Annotated in this window: 20 protein-coding genes and 1 pseudogene; 19 read left to right on the top strand and 2 right to left on the bottom strand. The window is 71.3% G+C overall.

All coding sequences use genetic code 11. From position 1 onward, the window contains the following. The first annotated feature begins 23 nt into the window (after positions 1–23). Entirely contained in the window at positions 24–1,250 is a 1,227-nt protein-coding gene (ftsY, locus tag HUT19_RS11720; RefSeq protein WP_176180416.1) for a signal recognition particle-docking protein FtsY, read from the top strand. Between the two features lie 119 nt (positions 1,251–1,369). Here the strand turns inward: ftsY and HUT19_RS11715 are convergent, their stop codons facing one another. After that, the gene (locus tag HUT19_RS11715; protein WP_176180415.1) at positions 1,370–2,041 is read right to left on the bottom strand and encodes a bifunctional DNA primase/polymerase; all 672 of its coding nucleotides are present in this window, start codon (positions 2,039–2,041) and stop codon (positions 1,370–1,372) included. A 446-nt stretch (positions 2,042–2,487) separates the two neighbouring features. Between HUT19_RS11715 and HUT19_RS11710 the strand changes: the two genes are divergently transcribed. From HUT19_RS11710 to ffh, 5 genes are all read left to right on the top strand, one after another. Continuing rightward, positions 2,488–4,014, top strand: coding sequence for a hypothetical protein (locus tag HUT19_RS11710; RefSeq protein ID WP_176186772.1), 1,527 nt, complete (start codon positions 2,488–2,490; stop codon positions 4,012–4,014). Positions 4,015–4,222: 208 nt separating this feature from the next. After that, the gene (locus HUT19_RS11705; protein WP_176180414.1) at positions 4,223–5,527 is read left to right on the top strand and encodes an ammonium transporter; all 1,305 of its coding nucleotides are present in this window, start codon (positions 4,223–4,225) and stop codon (positions 5,525–5,527) included. Continuing rightward, the gene (locus HUT19_RS11700; protein ID WP_176180413.1) at positions 5,524–5,862 is read left to right on the top strand and encodes a P-II family nitrogen regulator; all 339 of its coding nucleotides are present in this window, start codon (positions 5,524–5,526) and stop codon (positions 5,860–5,862) included. Before HUT19_RS11705 ends, HUT19_RS11700 begins: the two co-directional genes overlap by 4 nt. Positions 5,863–6,004: 142 nt before the next feature. Beyond that, positions 6,005–8,539: a [protein-PII] uridylyltransferase gene (locus HUT19_RS11695; RefSeq protein WP_254886152.1), complete on the top strand. Its 2,535-nt coding sequence runs from the start codon at positions 6,005–6,007 to the stop codon at positions 8,537–8,539. A gap of 117 nt (positions 8,540–8,656) precedes the next feature. After that, positions 8,657–10,213 carry a signal recognition particle protein gene (ffh, locus tag HUT19_RS11690; protein WP_176180411.1) on the top strand — a complete coding sequence of 519 codons (1,557 nt, stop codon included), beginning with the start codon at positions 8,657–8,659 and terminating at the stop codon, positions 10,211–10,213. Between the two features lie 102 nt (positions 10,214–10,315). Here ffh and HUT19_RS11685 read toward each other — a convergent pair whose 3' ends face one another. Continuing rightward, on the bottom strand, positions 10,316–11,212 hold the full coding sequence (locus HUT19_RS11685) for an SAM-dependent methyltransferase (RefSeq protein ID WP_176180410.1): 897 nt from the start codon (positions 11,210–11,212) through the stop codon (positions 10,316–10,318). 301 nt (positions 11,213–11,513) lie between these two features. On the opposite strand from HUT19_RS11685, the gene proS reads away from it, so the two are divergent. From proS to HUT19_RS11620, 13 genes and pseudogenes are all read left to right on the top strand, one after another. Further along, complete coding sequence (gene proS / locus HUT19_RS11680; protein WP_176180409.1) at positions 11,514–12,929, top strand: proline--tRNA ligase; 1,416 nt, start codon at positions 11,514–11,516, stop codon at positions 12,927–12,929. 177 nt (positions 12,930–13,106) lie between these two features. Further along, the gene (locus HUT19_RS11675) at positions 13,107–13,700 is read left to right on the top strand and encodes a hypothetical protein (protein ID WP_176180408.1); all 594 of its coding nucleotides are present in this window, start codon (positions 13,107–13,109) and stop codon (positions 13,698–13,700) included. A 154-nt stretch (positions 13,701–13,854) separates the two neighbouring features. Continuing rightward, the gene (rpsP, locus tag HUT19_RS11670) at positions 13,855–14,298 is read left to right on the top strand and encodes a 30S ribosomal protein S16 (RefSeq protein ID WP_176180407.1); all 444 of its coding nucleotides are present in this window, start codon (positions 13,855–13,857) and stop codon (positions 14,296–14,298) included. 2 nt (positions 14,299–14,300) lie between these two features. After that, positions 14,301–14,540, top strand: a complete 240-nt coding sequence (locus HUT19_RS11665; RefSeq protein ID WP_176180406.1) for an RNA-binding protein — start codon at positions 14,301–14,303, stop codon at positions 14,538–14,540. Between the two features lie 82 nt (positions 14,541–14,622). After that, the gene (gene rimM / locus HUT19_RS11660; protein ID WP_176180405.1) at positions 14,623–15,201 is read left to right on the top strand and encodes a ribosome maturation factor RimM; all 579 of its coding nucleotides are present in this window, start codon (positions 14,623–14,625) and stop codon (positions 15,199–15,201) included. Then, positions 15,198–16,019 carry a tRNA (guanosine(37)-N1)-methyltransferase TrmD gene (gene trmD, locus HUT19_RS11655; protein ID WP_176180404.1) on the top strand — a complete coding sequence of 274 codons (822 nt, stop codon included), beginning with the start codon at positions 15,198–15,200 and terminating at the stop codon, positions 16,017–16,019. The genes rimM and trmD overlap by 4 nt, the downstream gene beginning before the upstream one ends. A gap of 133 nt (positions 16,020–16,152) precedes the next feature. Continuing rightward, positions 16,153–16,503: a 50S ribosomal protein L19 gene (gene rplS / locus HUT19_RS11650; RefSeq protein WP_176180403.1), complete on the top strand. Its 351-nt coding sequence runs from the start codon at positions 16,153–16,155 to the stop codon at positions 16,501–16,503. 62 nt (positions 16,504–16,565) lie between these two features. Beyond that, positions 16,566–17,402 carry a signal peptidase I gene (lepB, locus tag HUT19_RS11645; RefSeq protein ID WP_176180402.1) on the top strand — a complete coding sequence of 279 codons (837 nt, stop codon included), beginning with the start codon at positions 16,566–16,568 and terminating at the stop codon, positions 17,400–17,402. Continuing rightward, positions 17,395–18,414, top strand: a pseudogene (gene lepB, locus HUT19_RS11640) (signal peptidase I); the annotation flags it as partial. The gene lepB (HUT19_RS11645) and the pseudogene lepB (HUT19_RS11640), both read left to right, overlap by 8 nt. Then, complete coding sequence (lepB, locus tag HUT19_RS42955) at positions 18,368–19,456, top strand: signal peptidase I (protein WP_254885537.1); 1,089 nt, start codon at positions 18,368–18,370, stop codon at positions 19,454–19,456. The pseudogene lepB (HUT19_RS11640) and the gene lepB (HUT19_RS42955), both read left to right, overlap by 47 nt. 147 nt (positions 19,457–19,603) lie before the next feature. After that, the gene (gene lepB / locus HUT19_RS11630) at positions 19,604–20,359 is read left to right on the top strand and encodes a signal peptidase I (protein WP_176180400.1); all 756 of its coding nucleotides are present in this window, start codon (positions 19,604–19,606) and stop codon (positions 20,357–20,359) included. Further along, positions 20,352–20,885, top strand: coding sequence for an NUDIX hydrolase (locus HUT19_RS11625; RefSeq protein ID WP_176180399.1), 534 nt, complete (start codon positions 20,352–20,354; stop codon positions 20,883–20,885). Before lepB (HUT19_RS11630) ends, HUT19_RS11625 begins: the two co-directional genes overlap by 8 nt. Positions 20,886–20,924: 39 nt before the next feature. Then, entirely contained in the window at positions 20,925–21,233 is a 309-nt protein-coding gene (locus HUT19_RS11620; RefSeq protein WP_176180398.1) for a DUF2469 domain-containing protein, read from the top strand. Positions 21,234–21,313: the final 80 nt, after the last annotated feature.

The following is a 21,313-nucleotide window of genomic DNA, read 5'->3' as shown; positions in this document are numbered from 1 at the left end:
TCGTGGCTGATACTGGGTGCGTTATGGAATTCGTCATCCTTGCCGTAGTCATCGCTGTGGTCGCGGTCGTCGCGATCAGCGGGTTCGTGGTCACCAGCCGCAAGAAGAAGCGGCTGCCCACGGCCCCGCCGAGCAGCCCGTCCGTCACCGCGCCGCCCGCCGAACCACATGTCGGCGAGGAGGCCGAAACCCCGCGCGAGGAACCGCGCAGGACCATCGAGGAGGTGGACCTGCCGGGGTCCGGCGCCCCGGCCGCGACGGCGGAGGCGCCCGCGCCCGCCGTGCCCGAGGTCCCGCCGGTCGAGGTTCCGGAGCCGACCGCCGGACGGCTGGTCCGGCTGCGCGCCCGGCTGTCCCGCTCCCAGAACACGCTGGGCAAGGGGCTGCTGACGCTGCTGTCCCGGGAGCACCTCGACGACGAGACCTGGGAGGAGATCGAGGACACCCTGCTGACCGCCGACGTCGGTGTCGCCCCGACGCAGGAGCTGGTCGAGCGGCTGCGTGAGCGCGTCAAGGTGCTCGGCACCCGTACCCCCGAGGAGCTGCGCGGTCTGCTGCGCGAGGAGCTGCTCCACCTCATCGGAACCGAGGCCGACCGCAGTGTGCACACCGAGAGCGGTGTGGGGGCGAACGGCGAGGAGAAGCCGGGCGTCGTCATGGTCGTCGGCGTCAACGGCACCGGCAAGACCACCACCACCGGCAAGCTGGCGCGGGTGCTGGTCGCCGACGGCAAGTCGGTCGTGCTGGGCGCCGCCGACACCTTCCGCGCGGCCGCCGCCGATCAGCTCCAGACCTGGGGCGAGCGGGTCGGCGCCCGGACCGTCCGGGGGCCCGAGGCCGGCGACCCGGCGTCGGTCGCCTTCGACGCCGTGAAGGAAGGCATCGCCGAGACCGCGGACGTCGTCCTGATCGACACCGCGGGCCGGCTGCACACCAAGACCGGTCTCATGGACGAGCTGGGCAAGGTCAAGCGGGTCGTGGAGAAGCACGGCGCGGTGGACGAGGTGCTGCTCGTGCTCGACGCCACCACCGGGCAGAACGGCCTGGTGCAGGCGCGGGTGTTCGCTGAGGTCGTGGACATCACCGGCATCGTGCTGACCAAGCTGGACGGCACCGCCAAGGGCGGCATCGTGGTCGCGGTCCAGCGCGAGCTGGGCGTACCGGTCAAGCTGGTGGGCCTGGGCGAGGGCGCGGACGATCTCGCGCCGTTCGAGCCGGAGGCGTTCGTCGACGCGCTGATCGGCGACTGAGCGGTGGGCCGACGGCCGGGTGACACCGCCGAGAGGTTCCCCTGAGCGCGGGGCGGACCGGAGAGATCCGGCCCGCCCCGCGCTCATGGGGCCCGGGTGCCGGAGCCGGGAGGGACGGCTCAGGCACCCGCGCGATGGCTCAGATAGGCGAGCGTGCCCAGCACCAGCCGGGCGTGCGGCGGGCAGCCCGCGGTGTCCAGGGCCGGCGGCCGCAGCCAGCGGACCGGCCCGAGGCCGCCGAAGTCGGAGGGGGGTGCGGTGATGTGGTCGCCCGGCCCCAGACAGCGCAGATCCAGATCGGCGTCGTCCCAGCCCATCCGGTAGAGCAGCTCGGGGAGTTCACCGGCGGCGCCGGGGGCCACGAAGAACTGGGCGCGGCCGTGCGGGGTGACGGCCACCGGGCCCAGCGGCAGCCCCATCCGCTCCAGCCGCACCAGGGCGTGGCGCCCCGCGTACTCCGACACCTCCAGCACGTCGAACGCGCGGCCCACCGGCAGCAGTACGGCGGCCCCGGGAACCTCCTCCCACGCCGCCGCGGCGGCGTCGAGCGGCGCGCCCGCCGGGACGGGGGAGGCGAAGGAGAGCGGATGGGTGCCGGGGGAGGCACAGTCGTCCGCCCCGCATGAACATTCGTTTCTGCTGCCACTCGTACCCCGCGCCGCGCGTGCGCCCGGCACCACGTCCCAGCCCCACAGGCCGGTGTACTCCGCCACCGTCGTGGACTCGGACGTACGGCCGCGGCGCCGTGAGCCGGACCGCATGTCCCGGATGCCGCCGATCGTGAAGCCCATGCCCCCTCCAACGGGTCGCGCTCTCGATGGTTACGAGCCGGAGCGCGGTGATGACGCTCCGTCGCCGACAGTGGCGCGACGACAGTGCGCTCCGATGTGACGGGGGTGGTGTGGTGCGACTCATGCGCCCCGGTGCACACCCCTTCACCGTCTCCGGCCGTCCCGGTGTCAAGTGAATCGTGCGAATCGGCAAAGGGGTTCATTCGAAGGGGTGGCGAATGGTGGCGTTTTCGGGAACCGCCTCGCCGGAGGCGTGATCGTAGGATTACTTTGAGTGCATGAACCCTGGGCCCCGGTGCTCGGTGGAGCACCGCCCGAGCATGGGCTGAGTGCGGATCGGTACATGCCAGAGGCATGAAGCGTTTTGCGTCCCCGACGGTTGATGCGCCGTATCGAGGGGACAACTGACCGTGACAGAAGGCATTCTGGTGGCGGTTCGGGAAGACATGTGGGATGGGGGCCTTCCAGTGGGCGACAGCGGCGGCGGTGCTGAGAAGCGCTCCAACGCGCAGTTGGGGTCGTGGTTCGTACGCAGCGGCTGGTCGAAGGGGGAGCTGGCGCGCCAAGTCAACCGCAGAGCACGCCAGTTAGGTGCTCATCACATCAGCACCGACACCTCGCGGGTGCGCCGCTGGCTCGACGGCGAGCAGCCGCGCGAGCCGATTCCGCAGATCCTCTCCGAGTTGTTCTCCGAGCGCTTCGGCTGTGTCGTGGGCATCGAGGACCTCGGTCTGCGCGCCGCCCACCGGTCACCGTCCGTGTCCGGGGTGGACCTTCCCTGGGCCGGGCCCGAGACGGTCGCGCTGATCGGTGAGTTCTCCCGCAGCGATCTGATGCTCGCCCGGCGCGGTTTCCTCGGCACCTCGCTCGCGCTCTCGGCGGGCCCCTCCCTCATCGAGCCGATGCAGCGCTGGCTGGTGCCCTCGCCCGCCGGATCGGCCGGTGGGGCGCACCTGGCGGACAAGGGGCGCTCACGGCGCGTCTCCCGGCTCTCCGAGCCGGAGCTCGAGCTGCTGGAGGCCACGATCAAGATGTTCCGTGCCTGGGACGCCCAGTGCGGTGGCGGGCTGCGGCGCAAGGCGGTGGTCGGCCAGCTGCACGAGGTCACTGATCTGTTGCAGGAGTCGCATCCGGAAGCGGTGTCCAAGCGGCTGTTCAAGGTCGCCGGGGAGCTGGCCGAGCTGGCCGGGTGGATGAGCTACGACATCGGGCTCCAGCCCACCGCCCAGAAGTACTTCGTGCTCGCGCTGCACGCCGCCAAGGAGTCCGGGGACCGCCCGCTCGGCTCGTACATCCTCTCCAGCATGAGCCGCCAGATGATCCACGTCGGACGGCCCGACGACGCCCTGGAGCTGATCCACCTCGCGCAGTACGGCAGCCGGGAGAGCGCCACCCCGCGCACCCAGGCCATGCTGTATGCGATGGAGGCCCGCGCGTACGCCAATATGGGCCAGCCCAGCAAATGCCACCGCGCCGTGAAGATGGCCGAGGACACCTTCGCCGACAGCGCCTCGGGCGACGGCGACCCGGACTGGATCGGCTTCTTCTCCGAGGCCGAGCTCAACGCGGAGAACGCCCACTCCTACCGCGATCTCGCCTATGTGGCCGGGCGCAGCCCCACCTACGCACAGCTCGCCGACCCGGTGATGCGCAAGGCCGTACAGCTCTTCGGCCAGGAGACCGACCACGGCGAGGGCGGCGGTCACCAGCGTTCGTATGCGCTCAATCTGATCGGTATGGCCACCGTCCACCTCCTCCAGAAGGAGCCCGAGGCATGCGCGGCGATCGCCGACAAGGCGCTGCCGCTGGCCAAGCGGGTCCGCTCGGAGCGGGTGAACAACCGGTTGCGCAAGACCGTGGACACCGCGGTGCGCCAGTTCGGCGAGGTGCCGGAGATCGCCGCGCTCAGTGACCGGCTGGTGACCCTGCTGCCGGACACCCCCGAGGGAGCGGGCGCCACCCAGGCCGTCTGAGCCGCCCACCGGGGCGGCCGGACGGTAACGGAGCGATCGGACCCGACGACGGCAGTTCACCGGTGCGTAACACGCCCGCGCCGTTCGTCACTGCCGTGAAACATCGAGTGGCATCGACTGAAACGGTGCTGCGCCAATCTCGTGGCGCATAACCGGCCCACTCAGATGTTCTGCCCGCACGGGCCGTAGCTTCGAGGAGACGTCCACATTGAATGGCGCAAATACCGCATTCGTATTGATCAGCGCCGCGCTCGTGATGCTGATGACCCCTGGCCTGGCCTTTTTCTACGGTGGCATGGTGCGGGTGAAAAGCACCCTCAACATGCTCATGATGTCCTTCATCGCGTTGGGCGTCGTCTCCCTGCTGTGGGTGCTGTTCGGCTACTCGCTCACGTTCGGCGATGACATCGGCGGCGGCCTGCTGGGCAATCTCGACCACATCGGATTCAAGGGCATCGACCCGACGTCGCTGTGGGGCGAGAAGCCCGACGCGGTGCCGGTCCTGGCCTTCGCGCTCTTCCAGCTGATGTTCGCGGTGATCACCCCCGCGCTGATCAGCGGCGCCGTGGCCGACCGGGTCAAGTTCGGCGCCTGGACGCTGTTCATCACCGTGTGGGTCACCGTGGTCTACTTCCCGGTCGCCCACTGGGTGTGGCAGGCCGACGGCTGGCTGTTCAAGAAGGAGGTCATCGACTTCGCGGGCGGCACGGCGGTCCACATCAACGCGGGCGCCGCCGGACTCGCCCTCGCCCTGGTGCTCGGCAAGCGCATCGGCTTCAAGAAGGACCCGATGCGTCCGCACAGCCTGCCCCTGGTGATGCTGGGTTCCGGTCTGCTGTGGTTCGGCTGGTTCGGCTTCAACGCCGGTTCGGCCCTCGCCGCCAACGGGACCGCCGCCAACATGGCCTTCAACACCCAGATCGCCACCGGCGTCGCGATGCTCGGCTGGCTCGCCTACGAGCGCATCCGGCACGGCGCGTTCACCACGCTGGGCGCCGCCTCCGGAGCCGTCGCGGGCCTCGTCGCCATCACCCCCTCGGGTGCGGCGGTCGACCCCTGGGGCGCGATCGTGATCGGCCTCGTCGCGGGTGTCGTCTGCTCCTGGGCCGTCAGCCTCAAGTACAAGCTGGGCTTCGACGACTCGCTGGACGTGGTGGGCGTCCACCTGGTCGGCGGCCTGGTCGGCACCCTCCTGGTCGGCGTCCTCGCCACCGACGGCGTCGGCGGGATGGAGCAGCTGGGCAAGCAGGCCCTGGGTGCCTTCACCGTGCTCGGCTACTCGTTCGTCGCCTCGTACATCATCGCCAAGCTCATCCACGCGACCATGGGATTCCGGGCTGACGAGGACGACGAGGTCAGCGGCATCGACCAGGCGTTCCACGCCGAGACCGCCTACGACTTCAGCGGAGTCGGCGGCTCGCCCCGCAGTACGGTGCCCGCCGCCAGCCACTCCACAACCGGCGCCGGCACGGCGCAGGACACGAAGCCGCAGGACAAGAAGGTGGACGCGTGAAGCTCATCACCGCAGTGGTCAAGCCGCACCGGCTCGACGAGATCAAGGAAGCGCTCCAGGCGTTCGGCGTCCAGGGCCTGACCGTCACCGAGGCCAGCGGCTACGGACGCCAGCGCGGCCACACCGAGGTCTACCGGGGCGCGGAGTACACCGTCGACCTGGTGCCCAAGGTCCGCATCGAGGTGCTGGCCGAGGACGAGGACGCCGACGACCTCATCGAGGTCGTGGTCAAGGCCGCCCGCACCGGAAAGATCGGGGACGGAAAGGTGTGGAGCGTCCCCGTCGAGACCGCGATCCGGGTCCGCACCGGAGAACGCGGCCCGGACGCCCTCTGAGGGCCCCGGACCCTCTCAGGGCCCACACCGACCGGACGCCAGCGCACAGGGAGCCGAGTTGACGGACAGCGTCGAGACCACGACGGACCGGGCCGGGAACACCACCGGCACCGTCGAGAACACGACCGGGACGGGCGGCTCGGTGCCAGGCGGCTACGCGGCGGCCCGGCTGCGACTCCTCCAGGAGGAGTCGCGGTCCGGGCCGCCGCGCCGTAGCGCCCTGGCCGAACTCACCGACCAGTGGCTGGCCGCGCTGCTCACCTCGGGAGCCCGGACCGCCGGGGTCGGAGCGGGCGTCTCACTGGTCGCCGTCGGCGGCTACGGACGCGGTGAACTGTCCCCGCGCAGCGATCTCGATGTGCTGCTGCTCCACGACGGCTCCGCGGACCGCGGCGCCCTCGCCGCCCTCGCCGACCAGGTCTGGTACCCGGTCTGGGACATGGGGCTGGCCCTCGACCACTCCGTCCGCACCCCCGACGAGGCCCGGCGGACCTCCGGCGAGGACCTCAAGGTCCAGCTCGGACTGCTCGACGCCCGGCACATCGCGGGCGACCCGGCACTCACCTCGGGACTGCGTACCGCCGTCCTGGCCGACTGGCGGGCCCAGGCCCCGAAGCGGCTGCCCGAACTGCACGAGCTGTGCCAGGAGCGCGCCCAGCGCCACGGCGAGCTGCAATTCCTGCTCGAGCCCGATCTGAAGGAGGCGCGCGGCGGACTGCGCGACGCCACCGCGCTGCGCGCCATCGCCGCCTCCTGGCTCGCCGACGCCCCCCGGGAGGGCCTCGCCGACGCCCGGCGGCGGCTGCTGGACGCTCGTGACGCCCTCCATCTGTCCACCGGCCGTGCCACCGACCGGCTCGCCCTCCAGGAACAGGACCAGGTCGCGGCCGCCCTCGGACTGCTCGACGCCGACACGCTGCTGCGCCAGGTCTACGAGTCGGCACGGACCGTCTCCTACGCCGGTGATGTCACCTGGCGCGAGGTCGAGCGGGTGCTGCGCGCCCGGTCCGCGCCCCGGCCCCGGCTGCGCGGACTCCTCGGCGGACGCGGCGGCCGGGCCGCCGGTACGGCCGCGGACACGGGGGAGCGCAGCCCGCTCGCCGAAGGCGTCGTCGAACAGGACGGCGAGGTAGTGCTCGCCCTCACCGCGCGCCCCGAGCGCGACCCCGTGCTCCCCCTGCGGGCCGCCGCGGCCGCCGCCCAGGCCGGGCTGCCGCTCTCGCTGCACGCCGTACGGCGGCTGGCCGCCGCCGCGCGTCCGCTGCCGGTGCCGTGGCCGCCCGAGGCCCGGGAGCAGCTGGTCACACTGCTGGGCGCGGGCGAGTCCACGGTCGCGGTCTGGGAGGCGCTGGAGGCCGAGGGCCTGATCACCCGGCTGCTGCCGGACTGGGAGCGGGTGCGCTGCCGCCCGCAGCGCAACCCCGTGCACCGCTGGACCGTCGACCGTCATCTCGTCGAGACGGCCGTCCGGGCCAGCGCGCTCAGCCGCCGGGTCGGCCGCCCCGATCTGCTGCTGGTCGCCGCGCTGCTGCACGACATCGGCAAGGGCTGGCCCGGCGACCACTCGGTGGCCGGGGAGACCATCGCGCGGGACGTGGCCGCCCGCATCGGCTTCGACCGCGCCGATGTCATCGTCCTGGCCACCCTGGTCCGCCACCATCTGCTGCTCGTCGAGACCGCCACCCGCCGTGACCTGGACGACCCGGCCACGGTGCGTTCGGTCGCCGACGCCGTCGGCGGCCCCGTCACCCTGGAGCTGCTGCACGCCCTGACCGAGGCGGACGCGCTGGCCACCGGCCCCGCGGCGTGGAGCGCCTGGCGCGGCTCGCTCGTCGCCGACCTGGTCAAACGGGTCGCGGCGGTCCTCGCGGGTGAGCCGGCGGCGGACCAGTCCGCACCGCAGGAGACCACGGCCGAGCAGGAGCGGCTGGCGATCGAGGCATGGCGCACCGGAGGCCCGGTGCTCGCCCTGCACGCCCGGTCCGAGGCACTGCCGCCGGACGGGGCGGGCGCCGCGGAGCCGGCCGACACCGCCGGCGCGGGTGATCAGCCGGAACCGGAGCCGATCGGTGTCGAGCTGCTGATCGCCGTACCTGACCAGCCCGGGGTGCTGGCCACGGCGGCCGGGGTGCTGGCCCTGCACCGGCTCACCGTGCGTGCGGCGGATCTGCGGGCCGTGGAGCTGCCGCCGGAGCTGGACGGCACGGGCGGGCCCGTGGCGGACGGCCCGCACCGGGGCGGTGACGTGCTGCTGCTGAGCTGGCGGGTGGCGGCCGAGTACGGTTCGCTGCCACAGGCCGCCCGGCTGCGCAACGACCTGATGCGGGCCCTGGACGGTTCGCTGGACATCGTCGCCCGGCTCGCCGAGCGCGAGGCCGCGTACCGCAAGTACCCACGCCGCCGCGGTGTGCACGCCCCGCCACCGCGCGTGACGATCGCGCCCGGCAGCTCCCAGCTCGCCACGGTGATCGAGGTCCGCGCCCAGGACGCGCCCGGCCTGCTGCACCGGATCGGCCGCGCCCTGGAGGCGGCCGGGGTGACGGTGCGCAGTGCCCATGTCAGCACGCTGGGTGCCAATGCGGTGGACGCGTTCTACGTCACCGATACGGCCGGAGCGCCGTTGCAGCCCATGCGCGCGGCGGAGGTGGCCCGGGAGGTCCAGCGGGCGCTGGCGTAGCGGTCCCGAGGGCGCCGCTGACGGCCACGGCCCGGGGGCAGACCGTTCGCGCGCCGGGCGGATACCCTTGGAGGCCGACCGCCGACCCGACAGCCGACCGAAGGATTCGCGACCACCGTGTTCGATACCCTCTCCGATCGCCTCGCAGCGACTTTCAAGAACCTCCGGGGCAAGGGCCGCCTCTCCGAGGCGGACATCGACGCCACGGCGCGCGAGATCCGTATCGCCCTGCTCGAGGCGGACGTCGCGCTTCCCGTTGTCCGGGCCTTCATCAAGCAGATCAAGGAAAGGGCGCTGGGCGCCGAGGTCTCCCAGGCGCTGAACCCCGCCCAGCAGGTCATCAAGATCGTCAACGAGGAGCTGATCGGCATCCTCGGTGGCGAGACCCGCCGCCTCCGCTTCGCCAAGCAGCCGCCGACCGTGATCATGCTGGCGGGTCTCCAGGGCGCCGGTAAGACCACGCTCGCCGGCAAGCTCGGCCGCTGGCTGAAGGGGCAGGGCCACGCCCCGCTGCTGGTCGCCTGTGACCTCCAGCGCCCCAACGCCGTCAACCAGCTCGCGGTCGTCGCCGAGCGTGCCGAGGTCGCGGTCTTCGCCCCGGAACCGGGCAACGGTGTGGGTGACCCGGTCAAGGTGGCCAAGGACTCGGTCGAGTTCGCGCGCACCAAGCAGCACGACGTCGTGATCGTCGACACCGCCGGCCGTCTCGGTATCGACCAGGAGCTGATGCAGCAGGCGGCGGACATCCGCGACGCGGTCCGCCCGGACGAGGTCCTGTTCGTCGTCGACGCGATGATCGGTCAGGACGCGGTCAACACCGCCGAGGCGTTCCGCGACGGCGTCGGCTTCGACGGTGTCGTCCTCTCCAAGCTGGACGGCGACGCGCGCGGCGGTGCCGCGCTGTCCATCGCGCATGTCACCGGCCGCCAGATCATGTTCGCCTCCAACGGCGAGAAGCTGGACGACTTCGACGCGTTCCACCCGGACCGTATGGCGTCCCGCATCCTCGGCATGGGCGACATGCTCAGCCTGATCGAGAAGGCCGAGCAGACCTTCAGCCAGCAAGAGGCCGAGAAGATGGCGGCCAAGCTGGCGAAGGGGCCGAAGGAGTTCACGCTCGACGACTTCCTGGCCCAGATGGAGCAGGTCCGCAAGATGGGCTCCATCTCCAAGCTGCTCGGGATGCTGCCGGGCATGGGCCAGATGAAGGAGCAGATCAACAACCTGGACGAGCGGGACGTGGACCGCACCGCGGCCATCATCAAGTCGATGACGCCCGGCGAGCGCCAGGACCCGAACATCATCAACGGCTCGCGCCGCGCCCGTATCGCGCGCGGTTCGGGTGTTGAGGTGAGCGCGGTGAAGAACCTGGTGGAGCGGTTCTTCGAGGCCCGCAAGATGATGTCCAAGATGGCCCAGGGCGGCATGCCGGGGATGCCCGGGATGCCGGGCATGCCGGGCATGGGCGGCAATCAGAAGCGCAAGGGCAAGCAGCAGAAGAAGGCCAAGGGGAAGCAGCGCAGCGGCAACCCCATGAAGCGCAAGGCCGATGAGCAGGCGGCCGCGGCGCGCCGCGAACAGGCGGGCCAGCAGGGCGGCGCCTTCGGCATGCCGGGCGGCCAGGGCGGCCAGGACTTCGAACTCCCCGACGAGTTCAAGAAGTTCATGGGCTGAATCCCCCGGGGCGGCGAGCCGCCGCGGCACCGGGCCCCCGCGTGGACATCAGGGGCCCGGCGCACCCCGTCGGCCGGCTGCGCGTGATCAGACGCGAGCGATTCAGACGCGAGCGATCAGATAGCGGAAGACATTCGGCATCCACACCGTGCCGTCCGCCCGCTGATGCGGATGCAGCGCCTCGGCGATCTCCTTGGCGACCTGTGTCGGGTCCGTGGCCCGCTCCGCCGCGTCGAACAGCCCGGTCGACAGCAGCCCGCGCACCGCGCTGTCCATGTCCGCGTATCCGAACGGGCAGGCCACCCGGCCCGAGCCGTCGGGCCGCAGTCCGGCGCGCTCCGCCAGCCGCTCCAGGTCGTCCCGGCCGCACGGCCGCCAGCGGGCCGGGGCGCACATCGGGTCGGCGAGCCGTGCGCCCACCCGTAGTACGGACGAGGTGGCGCACCGCTCCGGCGGGCCCCAGCCGGCCAGCACCACGGCGCCGCCGCGTTCGGTGAGCGCCGTCGCCGCGCGGAGCGCGGACACCGCGGCGGCCATCGCGTCCCCGGCGGCCGTCCCCAGGGCGGGCAGTGGCTCGAAGGCGGTCACGACGGTGAACCCCGCCGTCGCCCGCGCGTCCGGCGCCGCCTCCGCCGCCTCCCGCACCCAGGCGCTCTCCGGGCCGCGGAGTCCCAGCCGTGCCGGGGGCGCGTCCTGGCCGCTCGGTCCGCCCGCGGCTGTCAGCCGCTCCCGGGCCAGGTCCAGCCGGCTCCGGTCGCCGTCGGTCCCGCAGACCGCGGCGCCGCGCGCGGCCGCCATGAGCAGGGCGAGGCCGGAACCGCAGCCCAGGCCCAGCAGCCGGGTCCCGGCGCCGACGTCCAGCCGTGCGTACACGGCCTCGTACAACGGCACCAGCATCCGCTCCTGGATCTCCGCCCAGTCGCGGGTGCGGGTGCCGGGATCCGCGGTGTGCGACGAGGAGGGGTGCGGGCGGTGCCGCCGGACGAGCGTAGATGTCATCGAAAGGGCCCCAATCAGCGAAGAGCACATGCCGTCGTCAGATCCGGTTTCCATCCGCCGTCGTGCGCTGTGGCGTCCCACCCCTGTATGCCAGGTAACTCCCCATCCGTGCCCGCGTCCAGAGGTTTCACGGCCGTGCTTGCGTGCCCCCTTTGTGCGCCCCCGCACCCCTGTGCGTCCGCCCTGCTCCCGGGGCCGCCCCCGGAAACGCCGTTCGCTCCGGCCCGGCCCTTTTTTGCTTGAGCCGGATCCCTCCGGCGCGATTCACGGTTCTGTGCGCCGCCGCCGTACGATCGGCGCCATGGCGAAAGCTCCCGTGCTCACCCCGCGGGCGGAGGACTTCCCCCGCTGGTACCAGGACGTGATCAACAAGGCCGAGCTGGCCGACAACGGCCCGGTGCGCGGCACCATGGTCATCCGACCGTACGGGTACGGGCTGTGGGAGCGGATGCAGGCGGACATGGGCGCCCGGATCAAGGCCACCGGCACGCAGAACGCGTACTTCCCGCTCTTCATCCCGCAGTCGTACCTGACGAAGGAAGCCGATCACGTCGAGGGGTTCGCGCCCGAGCTCGCGGTCGTCACCCACGGCGGCGGCAAGGAGCTGGAGGAGCCGGTCGTCGTCCGGCCCACCTCCGAGACGATCGTCAACGAGTACTTCTCCAAGTGGGTGCAGAGCTACCGCGATCTGCCGCTGCTGATCAACCAGTGGGCCAATGTGGTGCGTTGGGAGCTGCGGCCGCGGCTGTTCCTGCGGACGACCGAGTTCCTCTGGCAGGAGGGCCACACCGCCCACGCCACCTACGAGGACGCCCGGGACTTCGCGGCCCGTATCCACCGCCATGTCTACGCCGACTTCATGGAGAACGTGCTCGCCATGGATGTCGTGCTGGGCCGGAAGACCGCCGCGGAGCGGTTCGCCGGGGCGCTCAACACCCTCACCCTGGAAGGGATGATGGGCGACGGCAAGGCGCTGCAACTGGGCACCAGCCATGAGCTCGGCCAGAACTTCTCCCGCGCCTTCAACACCAGCTATCTGTCCCGGGACGGCGAGCAGGAGCTGGTGTGGCAGACCTCCTGGGGCAGCACCACCCGCATGATCGGCGCGCTGGTGATGATGCACGGCGACGACCACGGACTGCGGATCCCGCCCCGGCTGGCCCCGGTGCAGGCCGTCGTGATGGCCGTCAAGGGCGATGACACGGTGGTCGCCCGGGTCCGGGAGATCGGCGACCGGCTGACGGCGGCCGGGGTGCGGGTACGGGTCGACGACCGCACGGACACCCCGTTCGGCCGCCGCGCGGTGGACTGGGAGCTCAAGGGGGTGCCGGTCCGGGTCGAGATCGGCCCGCGGGACCTGGAGAGCGGCACCGCGACGCTCGCGCGCCGGATCCCGGGCGGCAAGGAGCCGGTGCCCGTCGATCGGCTGCCCGAGCTGGTGCCGGGCATGCTCGAGGAGGACCAGGCGCTGCTGCTGCGCCAGGCGCGGGACCGCCGTACGGCACGGACCACGGACGTGGCGACGGTCGCCGAGGCGGCGGAGGCCGCGGTCTCGGGCGGCTGGGCCCGGATCCGGTGGGCCGACCTGGGGCCGGAGGGCGAGGCGGCGCTCGCCGCGCAGGCGGTGTCCGTACGCTGTCTGGTCGCCGGGGACGGGTCGGTGCCGGACGCGGACGACGCGCCGGGTAACGTCGCCTACGTCGCGCGGGCCTACTGAGACCGGGCGGGACCGCTGAACCGGTACGTACCGGGTTGATGCGCGGTGGGCGGCTCCTCCGTACATCGGCGCACCCGCCCTCGTCGCGGCACATCAGTGTGAACTGACTGGTACGTGCAAATTATTTGGGATGCCCCGGAATCGGAACACCGGGCCGCTCCTGCTCGTTAGCACGACGTGAGCACGACACCACCTGTTCTCGCCGCAGAACTGGCGCAGGCGTGGGCCGACATTCAACGGCACCACCCCGAGCTGCCGGATCTCGCCGCGCCCGAATCGCTGATCGGAGAGTCGTCGTCCGCATGTGGCGCCGAGCTCTCCTTCGAACGGCTGCTGCACGAGGCCGTCCATGGCATCGCCGCTGCCCGCGGTGTCCGTGACACCTCGCGCGCCGGCCGCTACCACAACCGCCGGTTCCTGGCGATCGCCGAGGAGCTCGGGCTGGACCATCCCGAGGAGCCGCATCCCAGCAGTGGCTTCTCACTGGTCACCCTCAGCCCCGAGGCGAGAAAGCGCTACCGGACCACCATCGAGAGACTTCAGCGCGCCCTCAAGGCGCACAGCGTCGCGACCACCGCCGACACCTCCCGGACCTTCCGCGGGCCCGCCGCGCGGCACGGCTCCTCCGGCGGCGGCGTCCGGGTCAAGGCCGTCTGCGACTGCGGGCGGAACGTCCGCGTCGTTCCGTCGGTGCTGGCGCAGGCGCCGATCATGTGCGGTGGCTGCGGCAAGCCGTTCCGTATCCCCGAGGCGGTGGCCGCGGTCGGCTGACCGGCGGCGGTGTGGCACAATGGTCCGCTGTACTCGACAGTCGACCAGGAACCCTCTCTCCTCCGGCTGGCGCGTCCATCGGGCACTCGGGTACCACCACCCCACGTGGCACTTCGCGTGCTCAACCACGTCAAGACCAGGAGACACCACTCCCGTGGCAGTCAAGATCAAGCTGAAGCGTCTGGGCAAGATCCGTTCGCCTCACTACCGCATCGTTGTCGCCGACTCCCGTACCCGCCGTGACGGCCGGGCCATCGAGGAGATCGGTCTGTACCACCCGGTGCAGAACCCGTCGCGCATCGAGGTCGACTCGGAGCGTGCGCAGTACTGGCTGAAGGTCGGCGCGCAGCCGACCGAGCCGGTGCTGGCCATCCTGAAGGTCACCGGCGACTGGCAGAAGTTCAAGGGTCTGCCCGCCCCGGCTCCGATGAAGGTCGCCGAGCCGAAGGCCGACAAGCGCGCCCTGTTCGAGGCCGCCGCCAAGGACGCCGGTGACGAGCCGAAGGGTGAGGCCATCACCCAGAAGGCGAAGAAGTCGGAGAAGAAGTCGGACGAGGCGGCCGAGGCCGCTGAGTCCACCGCGTCGACCGAGGCCTGAGGATGCTCGAGGAAGCCCTCGAGCACCTGGTGAAGGGCATCGTCGACAACCCCGACGACGTGCAGGTCGCCTCGCGCAACCTGCGTCGCGGGCGCGTGCTGGAGGTCCGGGTGCACCCCGATGACCTCGGCAAGGTGATCGGCCGCAACGGCCGGACCGCGCGTGCCCTGCGGACCGTCGTGGGCGCCATCGGCGGCCGTGGGATCCGCGTCGACCTCGTCGACGTGGACCAGATCCGCTGAGGCGATCAAAGAGAGCACCGGCACGGGCCGGGGAGGGCCATGGGCCGTCCCCGGCCCGTGTGTGTGAAGGGACATCGGACACGTGCAGTTGGTTGTGGCGAGGATCGGCCGGGCCCATGGCATCAAGGGTGAGGTCACCGTGGAGGTACGGACGGACGAGCCGGAGCTGAGGCTCGCCCCCGGCGCCGTGCTGGCCACCGAACCCGCCTCGGCCGGGCCGCTGACCATCGAGACCGGCCGGGTCCACAGCGGCCGGCTGCTGCTGCGCTTCGAGGGTATCCGGGACCGTACGGGCGCGGAGGGGCTGCGCAACATCCTGCTGATCGCGGAGATCGACCCCGAGGAAGTCCCCGAGGATCCCGAGGAGTTCTACGACCACCAGCTGATCGACCTCGATGTGGTCACCGTGGACGGGACCGAGGTCGGCCGGATCTCCGAGATCTCCCATCTTCCGTACCACGACCTGCTGATCGTCCGGCGCCCGGACGGCGGCGAGGTGATGATCCCGTTCGTCTCCGAGGTGGTGCCGGAGATCGACCTCGAGGCACAGCGCGCGGTGATCGACCCGCCGCGGGGGCTGCTGAACGACGCCGAGGCCGAGGTCGCGAGCAGCCGTGCGGACACCGCGTCGGACGCGCCGGGTGAGGACGCGTCGTCATGAGGCTCGACGTCGTCACGATCTTCCCGGAGTACCTGGAGCCGCTGAACGTCTCGCTGGTCGGCAAGGCCCGCGCCCGGGGGCAGCTCGACGTCCGCGTCCACGATCTGCGCTCCTGGACGCACGACCGGCACAACACGGTGGACGACACCCCCTACGGCGGCGGTCCGGGCATGGTGATGAAGCCCGAGCCATGGGGCGAGGCACTGGACTCCGTCCTCGCGTCGGGGGAGGCCGCCGGGCTTGCCAGGCCCGTGCTGGTGGTGCCGACGCCGAGCGGCCGCCCGTTCACCCAGACGCTGGCCGTGGAGCTGTCCGAACGCCCCTGGCTGATCTTCGCGCCCGCCCGCTACGAGGGCATCGACCGCCGGGTGATCGAGGAGTACGGCGAGCACCTGGAGATCCACGAGGTCTCCATCGGCGACTACGTCCTGGCCGGTGGCGAGGCCGCGGTCCTGGTGATCACCGAAGCGGTCGCCCGGCTGCTGCCCGGAGTGCTGGGCAACGCCGAGTCGCACCGCGACGACTCCTTCGCACCCGGCGCGATGGCCGATCTGCTGGAGGGGCCGGTCTACACCAAGCCCCCCGAGTGGCGCGGCCGCGGTATCCCGGAGGTGCTGGTCAGCGGGCACCACGGCAAGATCGCGCGATGGCGGCGGGACGAGGCGTTCCGCCGCACCAGCGAGAATCGCCCCGATCTGATCGAGCGCTGCGACCCCGCGGCGCTGGACAAGCACGACCGGAAGACCCTGGCCGAGCTGGGCTGGGAGGAACGGCCCGAGGGCGGATTTGGGCGCTCGGACCGGGCCGTGGAAGAATAGGCCGCTGCCGTACGTCCGGGCGCGGCGCCCCTGCCACAGGGGGATCGACGCCCACCCGATGAGGGCGGCACTCCGAATCAACATCCGATATGCCGCTGATGACCTGTGGCATCAGCGAGGAAAGCAGACGATCATGTCTCACCTGCTCGACACCGTCGACACCGCGTCGCTGCGCAGCGACCTCCCCACCTTCCGCCCCGGTGACACGGTCAACGTGCACGTGCGCGTCATCGAGGGCAACCGCTCCCGTGTGCAGCAGTTCAAGGGCGTGGTCATCCGCCGCCAGGGTTCCGGCGTGCGCGAGACCTTCACCGTCCGCAAGGTGAGCTTCAGCGTCGGCGTCGAGCGCACCTTCCCGGTGCACACCCCGATCGTGGAGAAGATCGAGGTCGTCACCCGCGGTGATGTGCGCCGTGCGAAGCTGTACTACCTCCGCGACCTCCGCGGCAAGGCCGCCAAGATCAAGGAAAAGCGCGAGAACTGAGTTTTGCGCGACTACTGAGCTACCGCCGGATCCTCCGGCCGGGGCGGATAGGCTCTGGCCCGATGGACACCCAAGGACAGCTCGCGGAGCGCGACCGCTCCTCCTGCTCCTCGACGGAGCACGAGGAGCGGTCGCGCTCTTCGCATGCGCCGGGCGACGCCGCGGAAGAGACCGCCGCCGCGCCCCGGCCCGGCCGGCGTGCGCTCGGGTGGCTGACCGGAGGCGGGCCATGGCGGCGGGCGGGAGTGGTCACGGCCTTCAGCGCCGTGCTGGTCCTGCTGGTGAGCGGGTGGGTGGTCCAGCCGTTCCTGATCCCCAGCGGCTCGATGGAGAACACCCTGCGGCCCGGGGACCGGGTCCTGGTGAACAAGCTCGCATACCGTTTCGGGGACGATCCGCGCCGCGGCGACGTTGTGGTGTTCGACGGAACGGGTTCCTTTCTCGGCGAGAAGCCCTCGGGGAACCCTGTGACCGGAGTGCTCCGCAAGGCGGCCGCGGCGGCCGGACTGGCCGCCCCGGCCGAGTCCGACTACATCAAGCGTGTGGTGGGCGTCGGCGGTGACCGGGTCACCTGCTGCGACAAGCGGGGGAGGATCGAGGTGAACGGTCAACCGGTGGACGAGCACTATCTGCACCCGGGGGACAGCCCCTCGCGTGCGCCGTTCGACATCGTGGTGCCGGAAGGGCGGCTGTGGGTGATGGGGGATCACCGCTCCGCCTCCCGCGACTCGCGGGACCATCTCGGCGCGCCCGGCGGGGGCACCGTCCCCGTCGGCCAGGTGATCGGCCGTGCCGACTGGATCGCCTGGCCGGTCGGCCGCTGGTCCCGGATGGAGCGGCCGGAGACCTACGCCAGAGTGCCCGAGCCCGGTGCGGACCCCGGCGGCGGCCATGGGTAGCCGCGGACGACCCCGGTACGGAAAGCGCCGCGCGGGCGCGCCGCCGCCGGAGGTGGAGACGTCGCGTCCGGGGGAGCGCCCGCCGGGCGGGCGTGCCGAGCGGCGCAAGATCCAGCGCCGTATCAAGCGCAGGCGCCAGCGCTCCAAGGTCAAGGAGATACCGATCCTGGTGGGCGTGGCGCTGGTGATCGCGCTGGTGCTGAAGACCTTCCTGGTACAGGCGTTTGTCATTCCGTCCGGATCGATGGAACAGACGATCCGCATCGGCGACCGGGTGCTGGTGGACAAGTTCACCCCGTGGTTCGGCTCGAAGCCGGAGCGCGGCGATGTGGTGGTGTTCAAGGACCCCGGTGGCTGGCTCGAGGACGAGCGCAAGCCGCCCAAGGACGATCCGCCGGTCATCAAGCAGGGCAAGGAGTTCCTGACCTTCATCGGTCTGCTGCCGTCGGACAACGAACAGGACCTCATCAAGCGGGTGGTCGGCGTCGGCGGTGACACGGTGGCGTGCTGTGACTCCAACGGCAAGGTCACCGTCAACGGAACGCCGCTGAACGAACCGTATCTGCACCCGGGGAACCAGCCCTCGCAGCGCGAGTTCAAGGTGACCGTCCCCCAAGGGCGGATCTTTGTGATGGGTGATCACCGCTCCAACTCCGCGGACTCCCGCGTCCATCTGGACGAACCGGGGCAGGGCACCGTCTCGGACAAGATGGTGGTCGGCCGCGCCGTGGTGATCGCCTGGCCGTTCGGCCATATGCGGAAGCTGGAGGAGCCCGGAACGTACGCCTCGGTGAAGGACGCGCCGAGTGGGGAGACACGGGCACAGGGCTCGCCGCATAGGCTGTCCCCCATGGATCAGCAAGGAATGGTCCAGCTCCCGACCCCTGCGGAACTCCCGCTCGTTATGGGAGTGGTGGTCCTGCGCCGTTCGTGGAGCAGGCGGCAGTCAGGTGTGAGGAGTGGATGTGGGGGATTTGGCGGTCGGCGCACGATCCGGTCACGAAGAGCCCGAGCGACGACCCGGGACACAGGGAGAGACTCCCGTGACCGGGGACGGCACGGACCCGGCGCCGCGGACCGGTGCGCCCACGGACCGGACCTCCGGCGCCTCGGCCGGGCCCGGCGCCGCGGACCGTGCGACCGCGGCGGATCCCTCGGACCGCGCGGGGTCCGGCGATCCCCAGGACTCGGCGGAGACTGCGGAGCGCGGGGATTCCTCCGGACCGTCCGGCCGTTCCGGCGGCGGGGCCGCGCCGGGGGTGAAGCGGAGCACCGGTAAGCCGAAGAAGGTGCGCTCCTTCTGGAAGGAGCTGCCGATCCTGGTCGGCATCGCGCTGCTGCTCGCCCTGCTGATCAAGACCTTCCTGGTGCAGGCGTTCTCCATCCCGTCCGACTCGATGCAGAACACCTTGCAGCGGGGCGACCGGGTACTGGTGGACAAGCTCACCCCGTGGTTCGGCTCGGAGCCCGAGCGCGGTGAGGTGGTGGTCTTCCACGACCCGGGCGGCTGGCTCGGTGAGACCGAGAAGAAGGACGCCGGGCCGGTCGCCGAGGGCATCCAGAAGGGGCTGAGCTTTATCGGCCTGATGCCCTCGGCCGAGGAGAAGGACCTGATCAAGCGGGTCATCGCGGTCGGCGGGGACACCGTCTCGTGCAAGCGCGGCGGCAAGGTCATGGTGAACGGCAAGCCGCTGGACGAGCCGTATATCTTCCCTGGGAACACGCCCTGCGACGAGAAGCCGTTCGGCCCGATCACGGTGCCCGAGGGGCGGATCTGGGTGATGGGCGACCACCGTCAGGACTCGCTGGACTCGCGCTACCACCAGAACCTGCACAACGGCACGGTCTCGGTCGACGATGTCGTCGGGCGCGCGATCGTCGTCGCCTGGCCTATCGACCGCTGGGGCACCCTGTCGGTGCCCGGCACCTTCGACCAGCCGGGACTGGGCGCGGCGGCCTCGCTGGCGCCGACGGCGGGTGGGTTCGCGGGCGCGCTGCCGATCGTGCTGTGGCGGCGGCGCAGGCTGATCGCCAGGGTGCGGCGGAACGGCTGACCTGGCGCTCTGCCGCTTCTCCACCGTCGCTCCGCCGTATACCGCTGCTGACGCCGGGCATCTACCGCGGGTAAGGTGCGGTCCCGTGCCTTCGGGCACGCGGAACCTGATCTTCTGACGTCGGTGGCGCAAGGCGGGAGCACGGGAATGAGCAGAGCCCGACCGGTGGGGGAGGGCAGGCTCGGCAGCCTGCTTTCCGGTGTGGCGGTGGCCCTCGGCTGTGTGCTGTTCCTGGGCGGATTCGCCTGGGGTGCGGTGGTCTACAAGCCGTACACCGTTCCGACCGACTCCATGGCGCCCACCATCGGCAAGGACGACCGGGTGCTGGCGCAGCGGATCGACGGCGACGAGGTGCGCCGCGGTGACGTGGTGGTCTTCCAGGACGCCGTGTGGGGCGCGATGCCCATGGTGAAGCGGGTCGTCGGCGTCGGCGGCGACAAGGTCGTGTGCTGCGACGAGCAGGGGCGGCTGAGTGTGGACGGCAAGGCGCTCGACGAGCCGTACCTGGAGAAGAAGGACCAGGCGTCGCTGACCGGCTTCTCCACCACGGTGCCCGAGGGGCGGCTGTTCCTGATGGGTGACCACCGCAGCGATTCGCTGGACTCACGGGTGCACCTCACCGACGGCGGCCACGGGGCCGTGCCGCGGAGCGCGGTCAGTGCCCGGGTGGACGCCACCGCCTGGCCGATGAGCAGCTTCGGCATGCTCGAGCGGCCGCGGACGTTCCAGGCGCTGCCGGGCGGAGTCTCACAGCCGGGGCCGCTGCGGCTGATGGTGATCGCGGTGGTCAGCGGCGCCGTGCTCATCCTGGCGGGGGCGGCGTACGGGCCGATCGCCCGCCGCAGGCGCACCGGTGCCGCGCGGCGCGAGGAGGCGCGGGGGACGGTGACGGCCAGTGGCTGAGCGGGCGGCCGGACGGTCTCCGGAGGCCGGCGCGGACGAGCGGCCGCTGCGGCAGGTGGCCCGGGTGGTGCTGCTGGACCCGCGGGACCGGATTCTGCTGCTGCACGGCTATGAACCGGACGATCCGTCGAGGACCTGGTGGTTCACGCCAGGCGGCGGTCTGGAGGGCGAGGAGAGCCGGGAGGAGGCCGCCCGGCGGGAGCTGGCCGAGGAGACCGGGATCACCGAGGTACGGCTCGGCCCGCTGCTGTGGCGGCGGATCTGCTCGTTCCCCTTCGCGGGACAGCGCTGGGACCAGGACGAGTGGTACTTCCTGGGGCGTACCGAGCAGACCGCGACGGTCGCGGGCGGGGGACTGACGGAGCTGGAGCGGCGGAGTGTGGCCGGACTGCGGTGGTGGACCGCGGAGGAGCTGGCGGCGGTCGACGAACCGGTGTACCCGACCCGCCTGCCGGAACTGTTGCGTACGCTGCTCGTCGAGGGACCCCCGAGTGAACCGGTGATCCTGGAGACTGAGCGCGTCTGACGCACAATGGGGGGACGCACGGCTGAAGGGGAACATGCCATGAGCGCCGAGGACCTCGAGAAGTACGAGACCGAGATGGAGCTGAAGCTCTACCGGGAGTACCGCGATGTCGTCGGTCTGTTCAAATACGTGATCGAGACCGAGCGTCGCTTCTATCTCACCAACCAATACGAGATGCAGGTGCACTCGGTCCAGGGTGAGGTCTTCTTCGAGGTGTCGATGGCCGACGCCTGGGTCTGGGACATGTACCGCCCGGCCCGCTTCGTGAAGCAGGTACGTGTCCTGACGTTCAAGGACGTGAATATCGAGGAGCTGAACAAGAGCGACCTCGACCTTCCGAGTGGCTGAGTTGTCCACAGGCGGTCGTCGGTCCACAGAAATCCTCCATGATCCCATAGCGCGTGACCGGGGCGTCACAGTCGGTACCG

Source organism: Streptomyces sp. NA02950, assembly GCF_013364155.1.
Taxonomy (GTDB): Bacteria; Actinomycetota; Actinomycetes; order Streptomycetales; family Streptomycetaceae; genus Streptomyces.
This window is presented reverse-complemented; position numbering and strand designations above follow the sequence as displayed.